Source organism: Halobacillus sp. KGW1, assembly GCF_001592845.1.
GTDB lineage: Bacteria > Bacillota > Bacilli > Bacillales > Halobacillaceae > Halobacillus.
On the sequence record NZ_LSOC01000002.1, the window covers coordinates 1,420,827 to 1,442,766 of the forward strand.

Annotated in this window: 25 protein-coding genes, 2 tRNA genes and 2 pseudogenes; 3 read left to right on the forward strand and 26 right to left on the reverse strand. The window is 42.8% G+C overall.

Going from position 1 to position 21,940, the window contains the following annotated elements:
- Positions 1-14: 14 nt before the first annotated feature.
- From AXG56_RS07995 to AXG56_RS08105, 21 genes and pseudogenes are all read right to left on the reverse strand, one after another.
- A complete protein-coding gene (locus tag AXG56_RS07995; protein WP_153017408.1) occupies positions 15-395 on the reverse strand; it encodes a hypothetical protein in 381 nt (126 codons plus the stop codon).
- Positions 396-787: 392 nt separating this feature from the next.
- A complete protein-coding gene (locus AXG56_RS08000) occupies positions 788-1,831 on the reverse strand; it encodes a hypothetical protein (RefSeq protein ID WP_062513895.1) in 1,044 nt (347 codons plus the stop codon).
- A 1,166-nt stretch (positions 1,832-2,997) separates the two neighbouring features.
- Positions 2,998-3,989 (reverse strand): annotated as a pseudogene (locus AXG56_RS08010) (tyrosine-type recombinase/integrase).
- Between the two features lie 76 nt (positions 3,990-4,065).
- Positions 4,066-4,139, reverse strand: a tRNA-Arg gene (locus tag AXG56_RS08015).
- 18 nt (positions 4,140-4,157) lie between these two features.
- A tRNA-Gly gene (locus AXG56_RS08020) sits at positions 4,158-4,231 on the reverse strand.
- Between the two features lie 90 nt (positions 4,232-4,321).
- Positions 4,322-4,846 carry a metallophosphoesterase gene (locus AXG56_RS08025; protein ID WP_008635203.1) on the reverse strand — a complete coding sequence of 175 codons (525 nt, stop codon included), beginning with the start codon at positions 4,844-4,846 and terminating at the stop codon, positions 4,322-4,324.
- Positions 4,847-4,861: 15 nt separating this feature from the next.
- Entirely contained in the window at positions 4,862-5,455 is a 594-nt protein-coding gene (locus AXG56_RS08030; RefSeq protein WP_062513897.1) for an XTP/dITP diphosphatase, read from the reverse strand.
- Complete coding sequence (gene rph / locus AXG56_RS08035; protein ID WP_026577131.1) at positions 5,455-6,213, reverse strand: ribonuclease PH; 759 nt, start codon at positions 6,211-6,213, stop codon at positions 5,455-5,457. Before rph ends, AXG56_RS08030 begins: the two co-directional genes overlap by 1 nt.
- A 137-nt stretch (positions 6,214-6,350) precedes the next feature.
- Positions 6,351-7,442 carry a GerMN domain-containing protein gene (locus AXG56_RS08040; protein ID WP_062513898.1) on the reverse strand — a complete coding sequence of 364 codons (1,092 nt, stop codon included), beginning with the start codon at positions 7,440-7,442 and terminating at the stop codon, positions 6,351-6,353.
- A 98-nt stretch (positions 7,443-7,540) separates the two neighbouring features.
- Entirely contained in the window at positions 7,541-8,362 is an 822-nt protein-coding gene (gene racE / locus AXG56_RS08045) for a glutamate racemase (RefSeq protein ID WP_008635209.1), read from the reverse strand.
- Between the two features lie 19 nt (positions 8,363-8,381).
- A complete protein-coding gene (locus tag AXG56_RS08050) occupies positions 8,382-8,843 on the reverse strand; it encodes a MarR family winged helix-turn-helix transcriptional regulator (RefSeq protein WP_008635210.1) in 462 nt (153 codons plus the stop codon).
- A 176-nt stretch (positions 8,844-9,019) separates the two neighbouring features.
- Positions 9,020-9,106 (reverse strand): annotated as a pseudogene (gene gerE / locus AXG56_RS19130) (spore germination transcription factor GerE); the annotation flags it as partial.
- A gap of 30 nt (positions 9,107-9,136) precedes the next feature.
- Positions 9,137-10,672, reverse strand: a complete 1,536-nt coding sequence (locus tag AXG56_RS08055) for a recombinase family protein (RefSeq protein WP_235601475.1) — start codon at positions 10,670-10,672, stop codon at positions 9,137-9,139.
- Positions 10,673-10,851: 179 nt separating this feature from the next.
- Positions 10,852-11,271, reverse strand: coding sequence for a hypothetical protein (locus tag AXG56_RS08060; protein ID WP_062513900.1), 420 nt, complete (start codon positions 11,269-11,271; stop codon positions 10,852-10,854).
- 87 nt (positions 11,272-11,358) lie between these two features.
- A complete protein-coding gene (locus tag AXG56_RS08065) occupies positions 11,359-11,700 on the reverse strand; it encodes a YolD-like family protein (protein ID WP_062513902.1) in 342 nt (113 codons plus the stop codon).
- Positions 11,701-12,255: 555 nt separating this feature from the next.
- Positions 12,256-12,564 carry a hypothetical protein gene (locus AXG56_RS08080; RefSeq protein ID WP_062513908.1) on the reverse strand — a complete coding sequence of 103 codons (309 nt, stop codon included), beginning with the start codon at positions 12,562-12,564 and terminating at the stop codon, positions 12,256-12,258.
- A gap of 164 nt (positions 12,565-12,728) precedes the next feature.
- A complete protein-coding gene (locus AXG56_RS08085; protein ID WP_062513910.1) occupies positions 12,729-13,691 on the reverse strand; it encodes a M15 family metallopeptidase in 963 nt (320 codons plus the stop codon).
- Between the two features lie 41 nt (positions 13,692-13,732).
- Complete coding sequence (locus AXG56_RS08090) at positions 13,733-14,182, reverse strand: holin family protein (protein ID WP_062513912.1); 450 nt, start codon at positions 14,180-14,182, stop codon at positions 13,733-13,735.
- A gap of 37 nt (positions 14,183-14,219) precedes the next feature.
- Complete coding sequence (locus tag AXG56_RS08095; protein ID WP_062513913.1) at positions 14,220-14,423, reverse strand: hypothetical protein; 204 nt, start codon at positions 14,421-14,423, stop codon at positions 14,220-14,222.
- Positions 14,424-14,428: 5 nt separating this feature from the next.
- Entirely contained in the window at positions 14,429-16,288 is a 1,860-nt protein-coding gene (locus tag AXG56_RS08100) for a phage tail protein (protein WP_062513915.1), read from the reverse strand.
- Positions 16,289-16,325: 37 nt separating this feature from the next.
- A complete protein-coding gene (locus AXG56_RS08105; protein ID WP_062513916.1) occupies positions 16,326-17,183 on the reverse strand; it encodes a tyrosine-type recombinase/integrase in 858 nt (285 codons plus the stop codon).
- Between the two features lie 105 nt (positions 17,184-17,288).
- Between AXG56_RS08105 and AXG56_RS08110 the strand changes: the two genes are divergently transcribed.
- Complete coding sequence (locus tag AXG56_RS08110) at positions 17,289-17,501, forward strand: helix-turn-helix transcriptional regulator (RefSeq protein ID WP_062513919.1); 213 nt, start codon at positions 17,289-17,291, stop codon at positions 17,499-17,501.
- A 31-nt stretch (positions 17,502-17,532) separates the two neighbouring features.
- On the opposite strand, the gene AXG56_RS08115 is transcribed toward AXG56_RS08110, so the two are convergent.
- Entirely contained in the window at positions 17,533-17,742 is a 210-nt protein-coding gene (locus AXG56_RS08115) for a hypothetical protein (RefSeq protein ID WP_062513921.1), read from the reverse strand.
- Positions 17,743-17,906: 164 nt separating this feature from the next.
- Between AXG56_RS08115 and AXG56_RS08120 the strand changes: the two genes are divergently transcribed.
- Both AXG56_RS08120 and AXG56_RS08125 read left to right on the forward strand, forming a co-directional pair.
- Complete coding sequence (locus AXG56_RS08120) at positions 17,907-18,338, forward strand: hypothetical protein (RefSeq protein ID WP_062513923.1); 432 nt, start codon at positions 17,907-17,909, stop codon at positions 18,336-18,338.
- The gene (locus AXG56_RS08125) at positions 18,328-18,594 is read left to right on the forward strand and encodes a hypothetical protein (protein WP_062513925.1); all 267 of its coding nucleotides are present in this window, start codon (positions 18,328-18,330) and stop codon (positions 18,592-18,594) included. The genes AXG56_RS08120 and AXG56_RS08125 overlap by 11 nt, the downstream gene beginning before the upstream one ends.
- A gap of 184 nt (positions 18,595-18,778) precedes the next feature.
- Here AXG56_RS08125 and AXG56_RS08130 read toward each other — a convergent pair whose 3' ends face one another.
- From AXG56_RS08130 to AXG56_RS08145, 4 genes are read right to left on the reverse strand one after another with little or no spacing between them, the layout of a single operon-like run.
- Complete coding sequence (locus tag AXG56_RS08130; protein WP_062513927.1) at positions 18,779-20,431, reverse strand: right-handed parallel beta-helix repeat-containing protein; 1,653 nt, start codon at positions 20,429-20,431, stop codon at positions 18,779-18,781.
- A gap of 3 nt (positions 20,432-20,434) precedes the next feature.
- Entirely contained in the window at positions 20,435-20,869 is a 435-nt protein-coding gene (locus AXG56_RS08135; RefSeq protein WP_062513929.1) for a hypothetical protein, read from the reverse strand.
- A 3-nt stretch (positions 20,870-20,872) separates the two neighbouring features.
- Positions 20,873-21,094 (reverse strand): hypothetical protein, encoded by a 222-nt coding sequence (locus AXG56_RS08140; RefSeq protein WP_062513931.1) that lies wholly within the window; start codon positions 21,092-21,094, stop codon positions 20,873-20,875.
- 9 nt (positions 21,095-21,103) lie between these two features.
- On the reverse strand, positions 21,104-21,934 hold the full coding sequence (locus tag AXG56_RS08145) for a phage tail domain-containing protein (protein WP_062513933.1): 831 nt from the start codon (positions 21,932-21,934) through the stop codon (positions 21,104-21,106).
- Positions 21,935-21,940 lie beyond the last annotated feature (6 nt).

Genomic DNA, 21,940 nt, shown 5'->3' on the forward strand with positions numbered 1-21,940 from the left:
GGGCTTTGCGTTACTTACATTGACTTCGCATTAACTCGACGTCCTCGTTTGATCGTCCGTAACTGTCGGTATTCCATATCAACGTTAGGCGGCAACTGATCCGCGATCTTTCCGGCTAACCAATCGAGGTTGCTAACGTCCTGTGCCGAGTTGATCAGCTTTCGTCCCTTAACGTTGCTATCGAATTTCTCGTTCTTAGCGTCCACCTGCGACAATAGCTCCGGCAAGTTACTTTGTATTGCCGTTTTCTCCGCGTCGCTTAGGTATCCGATGTCCTGACTCGCCTTATTAATCGCCCGGTTAAGTTCCGCAACGTTGCTTGCAGATACGATGTCGAGGCTTACGCGATTCGCCACTTGTTCTGCCGTTTGCTTGTCGCCCTGGCTGAGGTTCACCGTTGCCCTCGCTGACTTCGCCCGGGCTTCGGCCTGTAACTCTTCACGTTTCGCTTTCCATTCCGATTGAAGACTCGACCGGACACCCCTTAATATTTCCGGAAGTGCTCGCCTGGTGAACGCAGCGCCCAACTAATACGTGTATAGGTCGTGGTCCCACTTGCCATATATGTGTAACCTCGTTACCCTTGCGTTCACCTCTCGTTTCTCTCCATCAAGTAATACAACCGAGGTTTTTCCTATATATTGTTTTCTTCATAGATACATATCCATCCAATGACCCTAGCTCAATTACACGTCAACTCTCTTAGTTACCTCAGGACTTCGCAGATTCTAAACCTTTTATTTCCCAAAGCTTTTCTACACTTCACTTCGCAAGTATCAATCAAACTTCAATTATTAAGCTTTTGTACGTAATCTATATAGCTATATTCTTCCCTATTTTTCCAATCACACAAAAAACCTTCTAAATCAAAATTACCATCTATGTCATCACATAATTTAACTACAGTTTCAAAATTATCACCATAAAAACTTATATAACCCACAAGGGATTTCCCCACTTGATTGATGAAAAGTTTATGAGCTTCTTTTGGAGATACTATTTTGGAGGTTTTAGTCTCTTTGCCGGTCAAAATTGCAAAATTATTCTCTCCACCATTAACAATCCAATCTCGGATAGGATCAAAACACGAATTTAAAACAAAATCCCGACCTTTAACCAAAGTAAGGTAGTTAAAGATAATTTTCCCGCATACTCTAAAAAAACTATCATCAAACTCTAACGTTTGGTGAACCTTTACTTGATGTGAACCATACTTTGGAGTTTCCTTGTTGAATGGAGCTTGTTGAATTATCTTATCTATATATTCGTCAATTTGGGGTTTTAAGTCTTCATTGCTTAGCGCTACATACCATTTACTTCTATGAAACCCAAGAATAATCTCATCCTTACTTATCCGGGCATCTTCAATTAATATATATTTGCCATTGTATTTGCTCAAATTCTTCACGAAGCTTGCAATTTGCTTACCCGCATCACCAAAAGACTGGTCAGATTTAAAGTGACAAAGTCCATTTATATCAATTATTATCTGCGGAATTGTGTAAGGGTTCCCTAAGGTAAGATAACCTAAATTAAAGCTATTTAGATCTTCTCCACTCATTATACTAATTGACCCCTCTGTGGCTTTTTTTGGATTTAATTTCCCCCTCTTTCCCGGACCTTTAAACTGCCGTGGAAGAGATAACAGAGAGTGCCTCATAAATGGTAGTTCCATTTTGGAAAACATATTATTAAAATCATCACTTACGTATTGCATAGGAAGTTTCCTTATGCCTCCTATACCAGCCGGGAATATGTGCTCCTCTGATGAAAATGACACATCAGGCTCTGACTTCTTTAAATAAATACAAAAGTTCACCTTTTCATCCAACGTAAGGCCCCCGTTTCAATACAGATTACTTACCGATTACACTTATCAGAAAATCGATATTCATACAATTACCAAATCATGGATTTATCAATATACTCCAAGCTTAGCATAAGACGTTTTAAATAAACAGATATCCAAGATCAAATCAATCCAAGTCTTTGTGATACTTCCTGCTGTTAACAACATAAACACAGCAAGAATATTTTAAAATGTTATGTTAACAGTAGACTGCGACCATACGTTTCCAGAATAAACTCCTACTAACCTTGCACCAAGCCGAATATAAATAACCGTATAAATCTCGAACTTTCCCGTTCTTATATCGCCTCATCACGGCATAAAACGCATTTATATATTCTTCTTGATCCTCAGCGTTAATGTCGCGATCAATAGTTGCTTTTGCTCTGTATAACGTTCCAATCGTTTTATATAGATCATCTGCGTTAAAAAACGGAGATAGCGCGTCATATAGCTTCTTGGGAATTGAGTTTTTAAGCGATAGAGGGTGATTCAAAGGTTTCGAGTCCGTATCGAATGTATTATTAGATATAAAACGATTATGTATTGTTTCTTTTGGCGATTTTACGACGTTTCCCTTGTCCTCCCGTGCTTTCTCGGTGACTTCGCGGTCTGACAAACAGGCTGTCACAAACGGCTGAATTACGATAATATTCGCCCCTGATCCCCCAGATTTTATACGGATGGTAGAAATACGTTCGATGATACCGAGTTCCTCGAGTTTGCTCAGAGTCCGTTGGATCGTCCGAACAGATTTTTGTACACCTTCCGCAATTGTATTCGCTTTTAGGTGTGCTGCACCCGAATACTTTACGGAATACCTAGAAATAAAACGAAGTATTTCCCGGTTGCTCGCTGTTAATCGTCATGGTTAGCAAGCTCATGTTGCTTAACGTGGTAGTTTAGTTCTTGCGTCGAATCGAACGTCTTATAGTCGTCTAAATATATCGTCATTCTAATGTGCCTCCCCGAGTGAGACGCAAAAACCAAACGTACGTTTGGTTAGATGGACACACTTATCCAATTTGACAATTTCCCGTTTTTTCGATATGCTTTATGTAGGCTAACGGTGCATATCGTCGACGTGTGGCAAGTCCATACTCCCGGCGGTTGCGCCTTTTTTTGTGTACAAAACTGTTTACATACGGTTATAAATAGTTTCGTAGGCTTTCGGCTACCTCTCGCTTGTCTAAGTGCAAATAACGAGTCGTAACTGCTATGTCACTATGGCCAAGTGCCTTCGAGATCAGAGCAACATTCGCCCCCTTGTCCAACAGCTTCTTCGCGAATCCTCGGCGGAGTGCGTGAGGGCTGATATTCTTCAACCCGTAATCCTTCGAATACCTCGCTAGTCTTTTCGTTATATTATTGTTTGTCGGACTAGTAACGACCTTTTGACCGTTTTTCGTGAGAAATAAGAGGTCGTTATTCGTTTTACTTTCCTTACGAACTAACTCGTTTTGCTCGAGCAATATCGGCAACAATTTCTTTAATGTCCCGTCGAATGGAAGGTAAATCGATTGGTGATTCTTCAATATCCCACCGTCTAGCTCCAGGGTCTGCGACTCTAAATCGACGTGTTTTTCTCGTAGCTGCGCAAGAGTTCCAAGTCTCACTCCCGTTTGATACATAACAAGGACGGCTACTGCGTCTCTCAACTGTATAAACTTCGTGAGATCCAATAGCGAGAGAAGTACGCCTATCTCTCTGTCAGTTGCGCCTTCTTTGACCGGGCTATCGACTTTTATACGGATGTTTCGCCAATAGTTGGACATATAATCCACCCGTGGTCAAAACAACGGCTTAGAAACGCTTTGAGACACTTTAATCGGGTTAGTTTCGTTTCGTTGCTTACGTTCATGGAAGAGAGCCATTCGTAAATGTGGTTGGCGGTTACTTCGCTGAGGTTCGATACCTTGATAACTTTAGCGAAGTGCGTGGTGTGGCGTTCGTAGTCATCAAGCGTTCTTTGACGGAGACCTGACGCCTCCATTTGCCGTAGAACGGACTTTAACGCTTGTAAGATGGTTAACTCGTGGTTACGTGAGGGTTGCGTGGGCGTCCGGTCTACCTCGGGGTAGACGAACTGTAAATCGGATAAATCTTGACGGACATGTAACGAATCCTTGCGTTTGGTCATAGAAAAAGCCTCCTAACACGTTAGGTTGACCGGTTCATCGACCGTATCATCCAACGCATTAGAAGGCGTTTGTTAGCGTCCCAGGAGAGATTCGAACTCCCGACCCACAGCTTAGAAGGCTGTTGCTCTATCCAGCTGAGCTACTGGGACACAAGATTAAAATATGTATGGAGCGGGTGAAGGGAATCGAACCCTCATCATCAGCTTGGAAGGCTGAGGTTTTACCACTAAACTACACCCGCAGGTTATGTATTTTTTCGCCTCCATCAGAAGCGGACAAGAATTATTATATAAGGAATTTGGCTGAAAGTCAACAGGTTACAGCAAAGAAATTAATTCTTTGCTGTAAGGTCTGTTGAAAGAACCAATCCGTCCATTTTCTCCCCGTTCACATGATAGAACTGAAGGGTAGCTTCGGCCGGGTCATCCCATTCAAGGAGAGCATATGTCGGCTCTTCCCGATCTCTTGGAAGCCTTGCGCTTCCCGGGTTGATCAGGAGGACACCATCGACGACTTCCGCTCCCGCTATATGGGAGTGCCCGAAACAGGCGACCTGTGCTTCGTTTTCCTGCGCCTTGTACTTAAGAGGCATCAACGTCGTTTTCACCTGATGCAGATGGCCGTGCGTCACATAAAAAGTAACGTCTCCGACTGTTAACACTTGTTCATTTTCCATTTCCGGTTCAAAATCACAGTTTCCTTTAGCATAATAGAAGCCGTTCAACGTTTCTGATCCATAAGCGAGCTCTGAGTCGCCGCAATGGATCATCGCATCTGCGTCTTTATGCCTTGCTTTGATGACCTGAACTTCCTGTTCCAGTCCGTGGCTGTCGCTCATGATTAACACTTTAGGCACGCTGATCTCTCCCTTTTATGCCTCTTTCTCAAGCCATGCTTCCAACTGTTTGATAGCATGGTGTCTGTGGCTGATTGCGTTTTTTTCATCCGCGGTATGCTGTGCCATCGTTCGATCGGCGTTTTCCGGAATGAAAACCGGATCGTATCCGAATCCATTGGTCCCTTGTGGCGATTCCGCTATTCTACCTTCACAAGTGCCGCGCTTCGTAAACGTATCTTGTCCCGGAAGGGCGACTGCTACGGCACAGACGAAACGGGCTGTACGCTGATGGGATGGCGTATCGCCGAGCTCCCGGAGCAGCTTCTCCATGTTTTTTTTATCATCTTTCTCTAATCCAGCATATCTCGCTGAGTAAACCCCAGGCTCTCCGTCGAGTGCATCGACCTCAAGACCGGAGTCATCGGAGACGACGGGAATATTCCACTCTTTCATCATAGCTTCTGCCTTGATTATTGCGTTCTCTTCGAATGTCGTACCGGTCTCTTCAATATCAGGAGCATAATCAAAGTCAAGCAGAGACTTTACTGAAATGCCGTATTTCGAAAACATCTGCTTGAACTCCTGGGCTTTCCCTTCGTTCTTTGTCGCTATCAACAATTCTTTCATTATTTTGCCGCTCCGGATTTGTTACTGATAGTTTCCGCCCATTCTCCAATCGCTTCTTCCTGAAGGACGATTAAGTCAGAAACGCCTTTTTCGGCAAGAGAAAGCATCTTCTGCAGCTGCTGCATGGAGAAAGTAGCTTCTTCTCCCGTACCTTGAAGCTCCACAAATTCGCCTTTGCCTGTCATGATGACGTTCATATCGACTTGGGCTTTACTATCCTCTTCATAGCACAAATCAAGGATTTCCTTCCCGTCAGGCAGGACACCTACAGAAATCGCGGTCAGAAAGTCCGTAATCGGAAGCTCTTTCAGCGTCCCCTTCTTCACAAGTTTGCCTAAAGCAAGGACAACCGCTACAAAGGCTCCTGTGATGGAAGCTGTCCTAGTCCCGCCGTCCGCCTGGATGACATCACAGTCCACCCAAATGGTCCGCTCCCCAATCTTGTCCAAGTCGACAACGGCACGCAGGGAACGACCGATCAAACGCTGAATCTCCATCGTACGGCCGGAGACTTTACCTTTAGAAGATTCGCGGATGTTACGCTGCTCGGTAGCTCTTGGCAGCATGGCATATTCCGCTGTAATCCAGCCCTTTCCTTGACCACGTAAAAAAGGAGGTACACGATCCTCAACGCTGGCATTACAAATGACTTTCGTATCTCCAAAACTGATCAGCACCGAACCCTCCGGATGCTTCACATAGTCTGTCTCAATTGTTACGGTTCTCAATTCATTCACTTCTCGATGATCACTTCTCATCGATATCGACCTCCTTTTTCTTCACCATTATCCTTGCCCATCTTAACACATATTACCGCCGCCCGATAGTTCTAGCTAAATGTAAAAAGCGCACCAAAAGTTCGAACTTTCGGAACGCTTCTTATCTTGTCGGCTTTCTACAATTCCTCTGCCCCGCTGATATCAGAACGGGAGACCGGCTCGGCAAGTGGCTGCCCGGATTCGGTGATCACCTGCTCTGCTCCATCCACGTGAACCTCAACCGATTCTACATCCTTAAGCTCTGTCAGACTCATGACGAGACTTGCCAAAGCTTCGTCGGATAAAGATGGGTTGTCCTCGCCGCTCAGCAGTTTTTCATTAAAGGACACGGCGAGCACCCCGTTACTTAATTTCGAACTGACCATCTCCGCACCGTCATTAAACGGGTTCATGAGGGAAGTTCCCAGCTCAGGACCGTTCAGAAGCGCTTGTACCATTGCGGCATAATCATCATCGTTCTTCTCGATGCGCGTCGTGACCGGAACGTGGTAGACCTGATCTCCGTTTTGTGCCGGGAAGTAAACGGTGACTGCTTCGGAATTCATGATATCTGTGTTGACACCGATATGATTATTGATCCCGTCGGAACGGGAGACTCCTTCCGAAATCGGAGTCCCGTTGACAGGCATTTCTGTAAGCTCATGGCCGTTAACCCACAGCTTGATCCGATCGACACCTTCGAACTGAGTCAACGTGTACGTCATGGCTTGAAGGATCTTCTCTTCATCCTGTGCTTCATAATTCTTAAAGTCCTCGGATACGTCAACGACCAAGGTACCATCCTCCTGAGCATTTACTCCAAGTATCTCCGTCCCTGCGGGCAGGACAGCTTGGAATCCATTCGGAAGCAGGTTTGTAACCGGTCCGTCTTTAACCATATATTCCAAAGCCTGAGTCGCCACTTCCTTCGAGGCAGGAAGCTCTAACGTCTGTGGGGCGACCATGCCATTGGCATCCATCAAGTACAATTCCCTTTCTACCGTAGAAGCTGATTCCTCCTCTGTACTTTCCCCTTCTTCGGCTCCTTCTTCTTCGCCTTCTGCTGCCGGTTCTTCACTCTCAGCAGACGGCGTTGTCGTAACCGCCTCTTCCGGAGCATCCATCTTCTCCATTGATTGTTCCCCTTCAAAAAGGCAGCCGGAGAGCAGCCCTGTACACATTAATAATAGAAGCGCGATCCATAATGATTTGTATCTGTATTTCTTCATAGCTTTCCCTCCCGAGATAGTTTGTACTACCATATATACGAGCACCTGGAGGGTTTAGACCAGATAAATTTTCATACAAATATAAAAAAACCCTGCCCTCAATAGGCAGAGTTTTGAACATGTTCCAATTCTACAGTTTTCAGCACCTGTACCGGCTCATCAAACCAACTGTTCGCCACTACACGGAATTTCTCGATGTCACCGGTAGAGTAGAATTCGTGGACCGGCTGATGGTCCTCCGTCTCCAGCGCTTTTTGATAAGACAGGATCAGGCTTGCCTCCCGGGCGGTTTCCTCCCCAGAACTGATTACCTGGATATGGTTGCCCATCTCCCGTTGAACCAGATCCTTGATCAAAGGATAATGGGTGCAGCCGAGAATGAGCGTATCTATATGATTCATCTCCTTCAACGGCTTGAGGGTGTTGGAAACGATCCCTTCCGCTTCAGGACCGGACAAGATACCATCTTCCACCATGGGTACAAACGGAGGGCAGGCGAGGTCATTCACTCGGATCGAGCGATCAATCGCCTTAAGAGCGTTCGGGTATGCACGGCTTTGAATGGTTCCTTCTGTCCCGATGACGCCGATCCGTTTATTCTGACTGACTTTGATAGCTGCCCGGGCGCCCGGCTCAATGACACCAAGCACAGGTATAGACAATTCTTCTTGCAGCTCCTTGAGCGTATACGCAGTCGCCGTGTTACAGGCGATCACAAGCATTTTAATGTTTTTGCTCAAAAGATAGTTGACCATCTGCCATGTGAACGCACGCACCTCTTCTTCTGAACGCGGTCCGTACGGGCAGCGCTTCGTATCCCCTAGATAGACAAACGTTTCTCTGGGCAGCTGTCTCATCAATTCCCGCGCCACCGTCAACCCGCCTACGCCGGAATCGATCACCCCTATCGGTCGTTTCATTGTTTCATCCCTCTTTTTCTCATTGTTGTCCCTCGTGCTCTGTCTCTTTCATTTCGGCATGCAGAACATGCAGCAGCCGATTCAGCGTCTCTACATCTTCTACCGGTACGTCTTTCAGTACATCTTCCAGATAGTTTTGACGTTTGGCAATTACTTCATGAATAATTTCCTCGCCTTTGGACTGCACGTGAATCCGGACTACCCTGCGGTCCTTCGTGTCCCGCACCCGTTCGACAAGCCCGTTCTTCTCCATCCTGTCCACTAAATCCGTCGTCGTACTACACGCCAGATGAATATAGTTGGAGAGCTCACCGATCGTCATATCCCCCTTCTCCAACAGCCACTGCAGTGCAACAAACTGCGGGGCTGTGATCGGGTAATGATTCAGGATTTCCCGTCCTCTTTGCTTGATGATTCCGGATATGTATCTTAACTCTTTCTCTATATCTGCCACTATAGACGTCTGTTGTCTGTTAGACACAATCAGCACCCCTAACGAAAATACTTAATAAACTCCATTTTCACTCGTATTGGAGAAAAATTCAACATAAATGTTCCTTTTAAACAAAAAACCCTTTCAGGTATCAGTATAGTGACTATACCTGAAAGGACTCCGTACACCTCAAATAATCCCGCCACAACTTTCTATTATGGAGATTATAATTCCAGTTCACCCATCCGCAACAGCTCTACGACTGCCTGCGAGCGACCTTTGACCCCCAATTTCTGCATGGCATTTGAAATGCGTACCTATTGCAAACCGCCATTGCAGATTTATAACGAAGAACCGTCTATGCGGTAACTAATTTCGATCTCCCCGTTTGGAGCGATAATAATGCTATCGATAATTTCTTTGAATATCCTGGTTAAGTCCTGCTCTCGATCATTCAACGATCCGAATGCCGTTTTAATGCTATTAATCTGAACTTTGTTGCTCTCCATATTATCATACATAAAAATATCGTCGTTCAGCTTATCGATTTCATTCTCAAAGTTTTTCCGGCGTTGCATGTAGTCATCTTTTTCAAGCATTTCGTTTAAGTACATATCAACTAAGCGAGCTTGCTTTTTTTCTAACTGTTGCAGCTGCACTCTCAGCAATTTTGCCTTTTCTTCATTATTCTTACCTAAGTTGTTTTCCAATTCCAGCTCGATGCTGTTCCACTTAGCCACAAGTGTGTTAAGGATGAACTCCCGGAAATCCTCATAAGTAATTGGGGTATGATTCACACAAGCTGCCTTACCGCCACGTCGATAGGCACTACACTTAAGATAACGCCAGGTTGTTTTATGGCCATCACTCTTTCGTTTTTTATACGACACCATCGTCACCATGTTGGAGCCGCACTCACTGCATTTCATAAGTCCTCGGAATTCATTCCACTTAGCTATTTTTGTATTGTACCTGGTTACATCCTTGTTATTTGCTTGAGACCATTGTTGCTTGGATATGATTCCAGGGTGATGGTCCTCAAAGACGGTCCACTTTTCTCTCGGATTTACAATCTGCTTTTTCTTGCCATCCACTTTAATAGTAGTGTACTTATTTAGAATGAACATCCCGCAGAAGACAGGGTTTTTAATTATTCTTTGAACAGAAGTCACTCCCCAATAGGAGGACTCTTTCGGTGGAACAACTGTACCGTTTTCCACACCTTCATTTAATTTATGGGTGATTGCTTTGAACCCGTAATTATCTTCGGTGTACCAGTCAAAAATCCTTTTGATCACTTTGGATTCTTCCTCATTAATCACTAACTTCTGATTAATCCGATCATAACCGAACGGGACCTTTCCTATATGATCTCCACGACGGACTTTAGCAGCAAGGGAAGCACTAATGGAAACTGACAATGTTTTAGGGTATTGCGCTGCAAACATGGAGTACATCTCGAATTTCATATCGTTCTTGCCCTCTAAATGACTATCATAATTTTCTTCCATTGTAACAACTCGAACGCCGTGGCCAATCAGTACCTCTTTTATTTCAAGCGCGTCCTTCAAATCCCGAGCAAGGCGGTGGATCGATTTGAAAACAACCATTTTGATTTCACGATTCCGCGCTTTCTGTAGTATCAGCTGCATGGCTTTCCTCTCTAGAAAATAAGTACCACTTAAGCCATCGTCCTTAAGTACAGCTTCTTCCTGCCAAGAATAGTGGTTTTGCTCAAGCCAATACCTGCATATATCAATCTGGTTTGGAACCGAATCTTTCTGTTCGTCTTTGTCCGTACTAACACGTACATATACTAAATAAGGATATTCGTCATATTTAACTTTCTCCTGGTGGTTCTCTCCGTATATGTTCAATTTTGTTACCCTCCTCACTACCATTAATATTAATGAAGGAACTTGTATAATCACATTACTCCAGCGATACATTTAAACAAACCCACACAACGAACATATGTTCTAATTTTATAATGATCTGCTCTCTCTTACAACTAAAAAAATCCCCTCCACCCGAATGGGTAGAGGGGATTCACTTTTTACATTGACTCAAGTGCTGCCTTGTATTCTTCATATTTTTCTTCTGATAACTCTCCATTGATCTGAATCAGTATGTTCTCATGATCTGCAGTCCAAGAAAAGAACATTGCGCTCTCTTCTCCTAAGGAATCATAATACTCCTTCATCTCATTCAGATCTTTTTGATTATCGTAAGAAAAAATTCTACCGCCAGAGTCCTCTCCTAGTGAAGGAATCAAGAAGCGCTTTGCTTCTTCCGCCTTCATCGGGGCCATACCGTAATCATCTTTTGTCATCTCTGTTACGTCTTCAGCTTCCAATCCCTCTTCGTTAAACTTATCGATTACGTCATCGATTGCAATAGAATCCGAACCACTCCCAGAGCTGCACGCAACTAATACAGATAATAGCAAAAACACACTTAAAATAACCTTCTTCATGAACCTTCCCCCCACTATATGTAATAGGTATTATGTAACGAGTATAAACCAGTTTCCATAATTATGTAAGAGGATAATGAATACAATTCAAACTATATATACATCCGTAATTTTATCAAAATCAAGAGTAATGCGATGTTCCCCCTTTATTTCGGTGAATGAAACCTTCTGAGTGTAAGGGTCAATTTTTATAACCTTCACTTTCATGGTCGATAAATCAAATCCGTTATGATAAGTAACTTCCAAAGGGAGATGATCACTCATTGATTGCTGGAGTTTAAATCCTATCTCCTCCAGTTGTTGCTCATCCAATATCGGTTTTTCAACCCTTTCATCTTCTTTCCATACCTGCTTAATCATCTCCACGTGCTCTGGTAACATAAGCGACGTCCATTTGATCGTGCCTCGATCCCTGTTTCGATTATCCATTAGCTACATCCTTTCTACGTTGGTGCGGATACGCTGATAGTATACTGTCTTTTTTAAAGGACCTGACTTGTCTGCGGTGATAACAATAAGCAACAATGTGGCTTTCTCGGATATACCTCACACGAATTATTCGTTGCGTCATGCTTCCCATGCCATCGACATAAATCATTTCAAGAAGTTCTTTAGAATGCAGTGACCGTTTAAATAAACTATCCATTTAAACACCCCTTTACACGAACGTTTGTTCTGTTATTATGTATAATATCACATTACGGCATATTGTAAACTGGGAAAAGGAGGTATTTCACATAAAAACATTTAAAGACCTGGAAATAGCTATACTTTATAATGGTGATACCGCAAAGAAAATTCTGCTCAATGAAATATGGGTTAGTAAACTTACTAGAGCTCATCCTTTTTTAGATGTATATGGGGATCCGGCACTTCTGACTATGGAGTTTATGGGAGTTCCAATTGAATTCAATGAAAAAGTGAAAGACTTCATGATTAAATATTAAGAGGCAGCTACTATTGAATAAAGTAGCTGCCTCTCTTTTATGCCTTTTGAGTAGAATCACTATACCACTTTAATGCTCTCGGTGCTGTAGTATCCCAGATACCTACATCAATGGCCGTCTTTACGCGTTCAACGTATTTTCTCGTAAGGGTATCTAGCTTGTGGAATTCAGATCTGTAGATTTTACGTAGTGGGCTTCTGTATTCATGGGGTATTGAACCATCGGGGTCATAACTTAGAAGTATAATACGATCGCGGTTGTTGTTTATTGTGAGAAATACAGTTATGTTGCAATTTACAGGGTAAGCAAGAGGGTATCCAAACCCGGAATCCATAACAACTTTCATTACTTTTCACCTCCTCCTAAACACCTATTCGATATTCATATCTAAATTTCCTTTATGAACATAAAAAAAGTCCTGACCGCTTAAGCCAGGACTTTTTATCTCTCTTTTGTCTCTCGAATCATCCACATTATAACATTAAATATATTCTTAATGTACTAAACTTTTCACACCAAATTAAAATACTTTACCACATTTTGAGCTGTCTCTTCAGCGTTTCTTCCGGAAAGATCAACAACTTTACCTGCACCTACTTTGATACCAGCCTTGCCGCCACCTACGATATAAATAGTATCCTCAGCAAACACTTTGGCATCCTCAGCATTGGATCGAAATTTAATGACTCCATCATTACGAACCACCGCTTTATAGGCACTCACCGCGTCTATAGCTGCATTACAAATGAAAATGTTTTTCTCCATATGTTTCTCCTCCTTTGTTTTTCCCTCAGATTCTGTTACCACTTTTCCGTTTTTTAACGACTTTTGAGTGTTCGGCCCAAAATAACCATCGGCGGATAATCCGGCATCCTTTTGAAACTGTTTGAGTGCTTTCTCAGTCCCAGGACCGAAAAGCGCATCTGTAGAAATATCGTAACCGGCTTTTCGCAGCTGCAATTGCATCTGGAATACTTCCCATCCAGAATGACCTTCCTGTGTCACACCTTCGTTTAAAAGGTGTCGAGCTCGTTTTCCTGCTTTTAGATCACGCCAACCGTACCCACCGGACAAATCAATGTGCGGATAATCCTTAAAGCTGGACCAATCTCCTCCCCAAGTAAATCCTAAAGACTTAGCTATCTGAGCTACCCTACGCCAATCTCTATTAACTGTCCATACAGCAGAAGAACCGGATGTGTTCGTTAGGAAGTAATCGACGGCCAAACCGTAGTTGTGGACCGATTGCCCTGCTTTAGCATTCGTAACGATATTCCCACTTGTACTACGGCCCTGATTGTACAGACGGGTTTGTTCAGCGTTGGATCGATAACCGGAACTGATTTGAACATTGATTCCTTCGATGTAAGCGCGATGAATGATATACCTAACCTTGTCCTTTAAAGCGGGATGGACAGCTCCCATATTCTTAACGGAGCGATTCCATAAAGTTGATTCGCTTACTCTAACCATAGTCAAAACCCCTTTAGTTTTAGTCTTATATCCGTTCTCCTTCAAGCTCCTCTGTCTTGTTTATAAGAACTGTCCCTGAATGCCTCGATTGCTTTTTGCAATGGCGTCGGGACAGGCATCCCCATTTTTCCTAGATTTTCTGTGATGCTGATGAACTCGTTTACGAGATAATATAGAATTGTGGCTGCCATAACACTGATCTGAAATTCTCCAATTGCCAATGGCTGGCCGATCTGCTCCAGGTAAACGTTGTCGATTGTATGTGCGATGGCAACCAAGCCAAAAATCATAATTTTCTTGGGAATACCCCAAAACCCCACTCGCGCGTTTAACTTACCCTCATATCCAGCTGCAACGACCCCTGTCACATAATCAAACGTTACGAAAAAGATAAGCGCCCCCAATAAAACGCTCCACTCTCCAAAAAGATAAGACAGCACGACTGCAGCTCCCATCGTGATTGTTTTTGCTGAGTTAATAATCATATCCATACTTGACCTCCTTTAAATTTGGGCATAAAAAATACGCCTACTCGGCGCTTTGTTTAGGTACAAGGGACGGTTTAAATCCATCTAAATGTACTTTATATTCATGTAATGACAAGGCCACCTCCTTATCAACTAGAAAAAAGAAGTCATATGGATCTTCTGCCACTATGTTCTTACCGCTGTAATCTCCAGTTATGTTACCGGCTGAATCAACGTTTACAAACGCTTGCCATAAATCCTCCATTACTATCACCCTTCCAGCCAGGCCTTTAAGAGGCGTCCTTTGGCTCGATCTCCTGGATTAGTGTTAATCCTCATGTAAATTCCGCGTTGGGAACCGTCGGGAACTCCCAAATCTATTGTTATCGTTATCGGATTTTCTGTTGCTTCTGATTCGCTTGTCCAATATCTTGATGCTTGCCCTAACAAATCCCCGCCGTTACCTATTTCATGTAGGGATATCCTTCCGCCAGCCCCGTCATCACAAAAGACTACGACCCGGAACTTTACATAACGGGACTGATGCTTAAAAAAGAAAGCGTCGCAGTCTTGCGGTGTACTAAATGTCGTTGTGTAATAATAGCTCTGAATGCTAACGTTTCCTGATGTGAAAGGTGGCGATGTCGGTTGCAGAGCAAATTCGTTTTCGAGGGTCCCGTCATTAATGACCGTGTAGCCGTCTGGCCGGGTGATCTTAATGGCCCCATGTTTTATATCCAGCAGTCCTGGTGATAAATCCACACGCCTTTGAGGATTGTTTGCATCGATAGCACTTAAAGCATTGCCATCCCAGTAGAAGAGCTGATCGTCTCCAACAATTTTAATGTTATTCGTGTGGATAGCTCCGGCCGTTAGCAAGTTTGTATTGATACCTAGATAAGTAATCGCATTTTCAAAAGATTCACCACCATCCACACTAACTCCTAACCCTGCCGAATTAAAAATGACTAATCGATTTGGGTCGGTAGGATCTCTTGCGATGATACCAGGCCCGAACTCGAGCTCTGTCTGAGCCGACTGCAGCGCCTGCGTGGCTCTTTTTACCGCAGCGTCCATCGCGTTGTAGGGTAACTGTTTACGGCCAGCAAGTATGTCATCCACGTTGGAGATAACGGACCTCATATTGGATTGGTGTCGATCTACAAGGGAGGAGGACCCCAGGGTAATAGAGAAGTCGATAACGCTCCCTTGCCAGTCATATGTGATATTCATACTTTGTACACGGACCTCCGCGTCGAGGTTAATGCGTTCATCCATCAGGAATACACGATCCCCTAACATCGGCTGCGCAAGCTCATACCCTTGATCCCTCAAATCATGAACATCTGCGGTCACGCTGATCTGGAGACTGTTATCAACTAACTCCTTGAGTGCTGCATCCATCGTAGCTGTTTGGGTCACCCGCCCGTCATAGATTGGAGGAGCATGGCGCTCGCCGATGATATCAGTTAAAGGTGAGCGATATTCTCTTATCAGCCCCGCCTCTGCTTCTTCACCGTCTTCATAATCTCCAAATCCTTTGGCATACGTGTAGAGGGCAGATGCATCAATTTCTTTAGATATGTTGGATGCATTGAGCTTGTAGCGATACATAAATGATGTATCCCGGCCGATCTCCGTCTCCAGATAGACAACATTCCCTTCTAACCGGAATTCTGCCTTATATCGATTAATCCCATCCTGGAACATCTCCAGTCTGGTAGATCCTTTCCCTAGTCCATCCCACTGGATAGCAGCAAAAGCATCCACAATGACTACTTCAAAGCCTGTATCCGCGAATACCAGATTGAAAAACTCCAGGGCCGTCATGTGTTCGTTATATTCTTCGTATATACGAAGTCGATCGAACGTGTCAAAAAAGAGAGGTATAGCCTTGATCTGTACAGTAGGGAGCTCACCCTTGCCTTGCGGTTTGGCATAGATGATTTTGTAGTCTACATCGTTATGATCGACTATCTCCCACATCTCCGACAAATCGTTAATAAAATGCCTATTCACGATCGTAGGCATGACTGTACTGGACAGCTCATGGTTTCCGTTCTTTTCGGAAGATATGGATATGGTGGCCTGCACAGGGTACTCATTGCCCTCCAGATCTCTGATATACATTGCATCACCTCCAATAAAAAAGAGCCCCCTGAGGACTCTAAAAGTATTTCTTATATAACTGCCTTCTTCGCTCCCCAGAAAGCTCTGCGTATATTCTGGTCGTTTCGAGCTTGCTGTGACCAAGGAAAGACTGGATGACTTCCAGTGGTGCGTCATTATTCAAAAGATGAGTAGCGTAAGAGTGACGCAGCTTATGTGGATAAACGTTCTCAATTCCTGCACGTTTGGCTATCCTTTTCACCACGTATCTTAGTTGCGCAATACTCATGGACCTGGGTTGTCCCCCTTCTGACTTATAGCGACGTTCTGTAACAAATAAACTGGTGTTATTGTCCTGACGCTCCTTTAAATACTTGCGTAACCAAATGGCACACTTTATAGAGAAATATACTTCTCTTTCCTTGTCCCCCTTACCAAGCACAATCATAGATCGATGCTCCCAGTTGATTGCGTTTAAGGTAAGACGTTCAATTTCTCCTATCCGGCACCCAGTAGTGAAAAACACTTCAATGATCGCGTGTTCTAAAGGAGTTTCACATGCTTCCCTAATGGTTTCAATAGCTTCTTCATTCATGGCCTTAGGTATTCGTTTCCCCATCTTAGGCTCTCGGAGCTTTGCTGCAGGATTACCTACAATGTATCCTTCGTTCATCGCCCATTTAAAGATAGCTTTGAAATACTTCATCCGATTGGCAATGGAAGAAGGTTTTAACCGACCGGCATCTTTGGAAAGATACGCTTTGATCATCTTGAAATCCACTTCATCAAGCTCCAAATCACCTACATGCTCTATAAAGAGTCGTGACTGTAATCTGTAGGATTTCAACGTATAAGGCGAATACCCCTCAAGCTGCCGATCCTGTTCATACAACGTCCACGCTTCTGATAATTTCATAAATCCCAACCCCTTGTTACGAATATCGTTACAAACAATATACACTGTTACAAAAATCGTGTCAATATGTTATGTTATTCGTAACAACCTAAAGGAGAGGTATCTATGCAAGTAAACATAAAACTGAACAGCGTCCTTGAAGAAAGAAAAATATCGGCAAGAGAACTCTCAAGAATGACGGGGGTGCGCCATCCCTCTATCAGCGACATGTGTAACAACTCCATTAAACAGCTGCCTCTCGCAAGCCTTGCGAAAATTTGTGAAGCATTGGATTGTGACATACCTGATATTTTGGAACTTAAAAAGGAGCCTTCCTAATTGGATAGGCTCCTTTTTATTTTTATAAGTTTCACCGAAGCGAAGCATCTATCTGTAAAATAGCTTTTTGAATTACTGCTTCACGATCTTTACCCGACTCAAATTGTTTATGATTATCATTAGCATCAATTCTTATTGCATGAACACGATAATCATCACCATCTTTCCAAATGTCGAATGCGTACACATTATCATGGATTTCATAAATCAATCGTTCAGGCTTGTAGATTCTTGTTTTCATAAAAACACCCCCTTTCATCGAAAACTAATTCGACAAAAGGAGATATTTTCCTGCAAATACACATATATTAAACAACATTTGATAGAATAGTTATGTCGACAGAGGGAAAGTATTATCCCTATTGATAGATTGTATATTATTACAAATTGCAAAGGAGAGTTACTGTGTTCAAAACTACATTAAAATCCGGTGATGCAGAAATCATCGATAGCAATAGTGTTTTATCTTTTGTTCCAGACGTTAAGGAAAGTAGAGTTAAGCCAAAAGAACTTATACCCGCACCGATTGAAGTAAATATATCTTACTTTGAGGATTTTCTACTTAAATTAATTTTTCAATTTGATAAAAATAGTTATCTTAAAGGCTCTTCCTGGAAGTCAGAAGCGAATAATGATAATAAAACAATTACGATTACTATAACAAATTTGCAAAATATGAATCAAAAACACACCATAGATACGTTAGGAACTCAAGAACTTGCTAAGTTAGAAGATGGAGGGAAGCTGTATCTTTCCTTTTCTGTTAAAGAAATTTCTTATGGTGTTAACCTAACCTATACTCTCTTTTATGTTGAGGGAGGAAAAAATGAGAGTTGATCTTAATGACAAAACAGAGACTCACGAAATTCCTCTTGAGCACAAAAAACTTGAAGCTGGTATATTCGGCAAACTTTTTGGAACTGGTAACAACGCAGCGAGTAACATAGCGGGTCTTATTGTTTTGGGTTTACTTGCAATAATTCTTTGGTTAATTGGATTTAAAACAACTGAAGAATCAGAACCTATATTAAAAACATTAACACCGATCCTCACCTTAACCTTAGGTTATTTATTCGGAAAGCATACTCAATAAGTTTGTTCTCTTATGATAAAACCGAGTAACAAGCCAAAAAGAAAAGACAAAATTACATATACAGACATTACTTAACCCTCTTCCTACTACTCACTAACATAAAAGTGAGTAGTTTTTTATATAAAAAACACCTTAAGCTAAGGTGTTTTTTCGTTTGCAATATTCAACTGACGACATCCGTACCTTAAATTCTATTGCCGGCGGTCGTTATAGTTCCTGTGCCAAGCGCCTTCAGATTGCTTGTTTTACCGGCATCGTACAAATCATTGTTTGTTATAAAGTTGCCTGTTGTATTAATTGTGCTAAAAATTCCATTTCTAGGTTTGTTGGTTTCTTCACCTTGTCTGCAAGTGTTATTTTGTACATTATTATAGTTAGATGAACCATCTAATACAATGTTGTCGAAAGTATTATCTGTCTTTTGACCATTGCTATGGCAATAATTGTTAGTAATTTGATTGCTGGATGAACCATTCAAAATAATCCCATATTCCTTGTTTCTTCTGGCAGTACAAGATGTTATCGAATTGTTACTGACCCCCGAAAGAGATATCCCGCTTTTAGTGTTAAACCCGGATATTGCATTTGTTATGGTGTTTTTATCAGCACCGCTAGCCAAAAAGATTCCGTGTTGTACACTACCGTTAGTAATAATGTTACTTAGTACATTATCTGATGCGTTTGCCAGTTGAACACCATTTGTGCCGCTCTCTATAACCGTCACACCGTTTACGTTGTTTTGACTCCCACCGATAATGTAAAAACCAGCTTGCGCCGGCCTGATTATCATTACCCCGTCGATATTGTTGTAATTCGCCGCTAATTCCACTCCGAGGTAAGCAGGTTCAAAAACAGTATTATTGTTGAATGTGTTAAATTTCGCCCCACCTAACAAACCGATGCCGATGCCATCTCCATCTTCTGTTCCGTCCGGTTTATAAACGTAGTTATCCGAGTAAACATTTTCGAATGCCCCTACGCCTATTGCTTTCAAACCATAAGCGGACGGATACTTAATAATGTTATTAGATACAATGTTTCTAGGAGCGTCATGTGTGATGATTCCCGCATGATTGGAATTCAGACACACGTTTCCGTGAATCAAGTTTTCTTCCGCTAAATAATCAAAAATATTATCCCACCCGCTTGATGCTTGTATATTATGACCGCAAACTTCTTCCGTGGATTGGATGCAGATGTTATTCGTTATTTTGTTACGTTTCGATCCGTAACGAATCCCTATGTTTTCATATCTAACCGGATGTACTTCGTTCCCGTCCACGTGGCACTCGATGGCAGCGAAAAGGAGAATACCGTAGAATCTTCTTCGATTAACCAAGGTGGCTTCAATGCCGAAGGGAAGTCGTTCCACTAAGCATCGTTTAACACTTGAATGAGAACAATTTTTAAGGAGTATTCCCGCAACTGCTTGATCTAGCGCCAAATTTCTCTGTCCGTCTACATGAGCGCCATAAATATGAACATTTTTTCCGTCAACTTGATTTTTGTTTGTAATTACAGCTTCTAACACTCCTCCATCTTGTGTTTCAAAAAAATCTTCGTATCCCTTCAAATGATGGTTTTCTGGAATTAATAATTTTCCGTTTTCTCTCGGGAAAACAACGGTTGTATTGTCCGGTATTTCTAATGTTGTACTAATCACATATCCTTTCGCGGACGGGAAAACGATAACATTCCCTTTATTATCGTCGATTATTTTCTGTAATGCAGATGAATCGTCCGTTACTCCATCGCCCTTCACTCCATATGCTTTCAAATTAGGGTGAAATCCGTTTAAAGGACTTGGAGTTGGTGGGTGAATTAATTTAATTTCCATATTCTAAAACCTCCTTGCGAGCAGCATAATTCTATAATTATGAGGGACGGTGTCATTATTTTTCACTCTAAATTGCAAGATTGTGACACCCAATTCGAATGATTCTGTTAAAAATTTATTTGATGACCCAGAAAATACTTCTATCGAACCGTAATAAGCGCCCGAATTCTCTTTAGGGTCAACAGACACTTCAAAAGAGTGTGATGAATCAGTTGTGCCTAACACCGTGAGTTTAGAAAATTGAGAAATGTCTGTTCTATTTTGTGAGCTTTGAGTAATTGTTTGTCCTGGTTCGACTGTTACATTGTTAAAAATCAGTATTTCTTTAACGTTACTCCCCGTTAGTTGAGTAAGCACATTTCCGTTTTCATCTACATTCACCGGCCGTGCATTCCCCTGCGGATCCCGTCCGCCCATCCTCATAAATTGATCTGCCATCGTCTATACCTCCCATGCGGCACCCTCAGTTGTGAGGGTCGCAAGAATATCCGCTAAACCATCAAGCGCTTGATTTGCCTTGTTACCTGCAGCTGTTGCGGCACCTAATGCTTGTGTGGCCTGCTCTTTCGCATCTGTATTGCTTGTATATAACTCTATAAAGTTTTCATTCACCGAATTTCGGTTTTCTCTATCCCACCAAGGAGATATCTCTTTCCTTGCCATGCAATCACCTCACAAGTAATAAAATCTAAAGTCAAAGTCAACTTCGGCGTTGATCACACCTGTAAGTTCAAACTCATTCCATCCTGGATCCAAATAGATAAACTGCCGGTTCGTCTGTCTTAGATATTGCAGGCCATCTCTAGTGACAACAGGCCCCTCTATCTCAACAACAGCGCTGGGTCCTACACTTTCGTGCACTCGAAAAACAGATCCGTTTGTGGTGTTTTTAAGCTGCAGGTATTCCGTAGAATAAGATGTGTTGGATATCGTGATCTTAAGCTCCTTATTAAACGGATGGACCGTTACATCCCCCGCGTTGTAGACGCTAAAAGAGGTGGAGTTAAAGGCATAAGTCAGATCCTCTGCGACAAGGCCCATTCCATACCCCCATAGCTCATCCTCCGCATTGACGCCGTTTGCCGTAATGTCAGCTGTTTTTCCGATCGAATGTGCATACGGCAATCGATTAATGTCCAGCTGGACCCGGGCTTCAGCCATACGTTGCGTGAGCCTTTCAGGAATAAATGATGTGTTTACGGATACCCCATAGACCTTACCTGGCTGATGCTTTTCCGCAACGTATAAGTTAGGGTGCCGATAAAAAAGACTGTTGAGGGCATCCCTCAGCAGTCTGTAATCTTGTGTATCATAGGACAACATGCCGACTTTGAGTTCGATTGGCCGAGACACGTCTGTATGTCCGCGTTTTATAATTCCATCATCACCCTCTATCCGATCGGACAGCATCTCCCTTTCCAGCGACGAAACATAAATGTCGAGGGGGATCATGCCCTTGGGTAAGTCAATTTTGTTGTAGTTTTTGTCATAGAGTATAAACACGAGTGT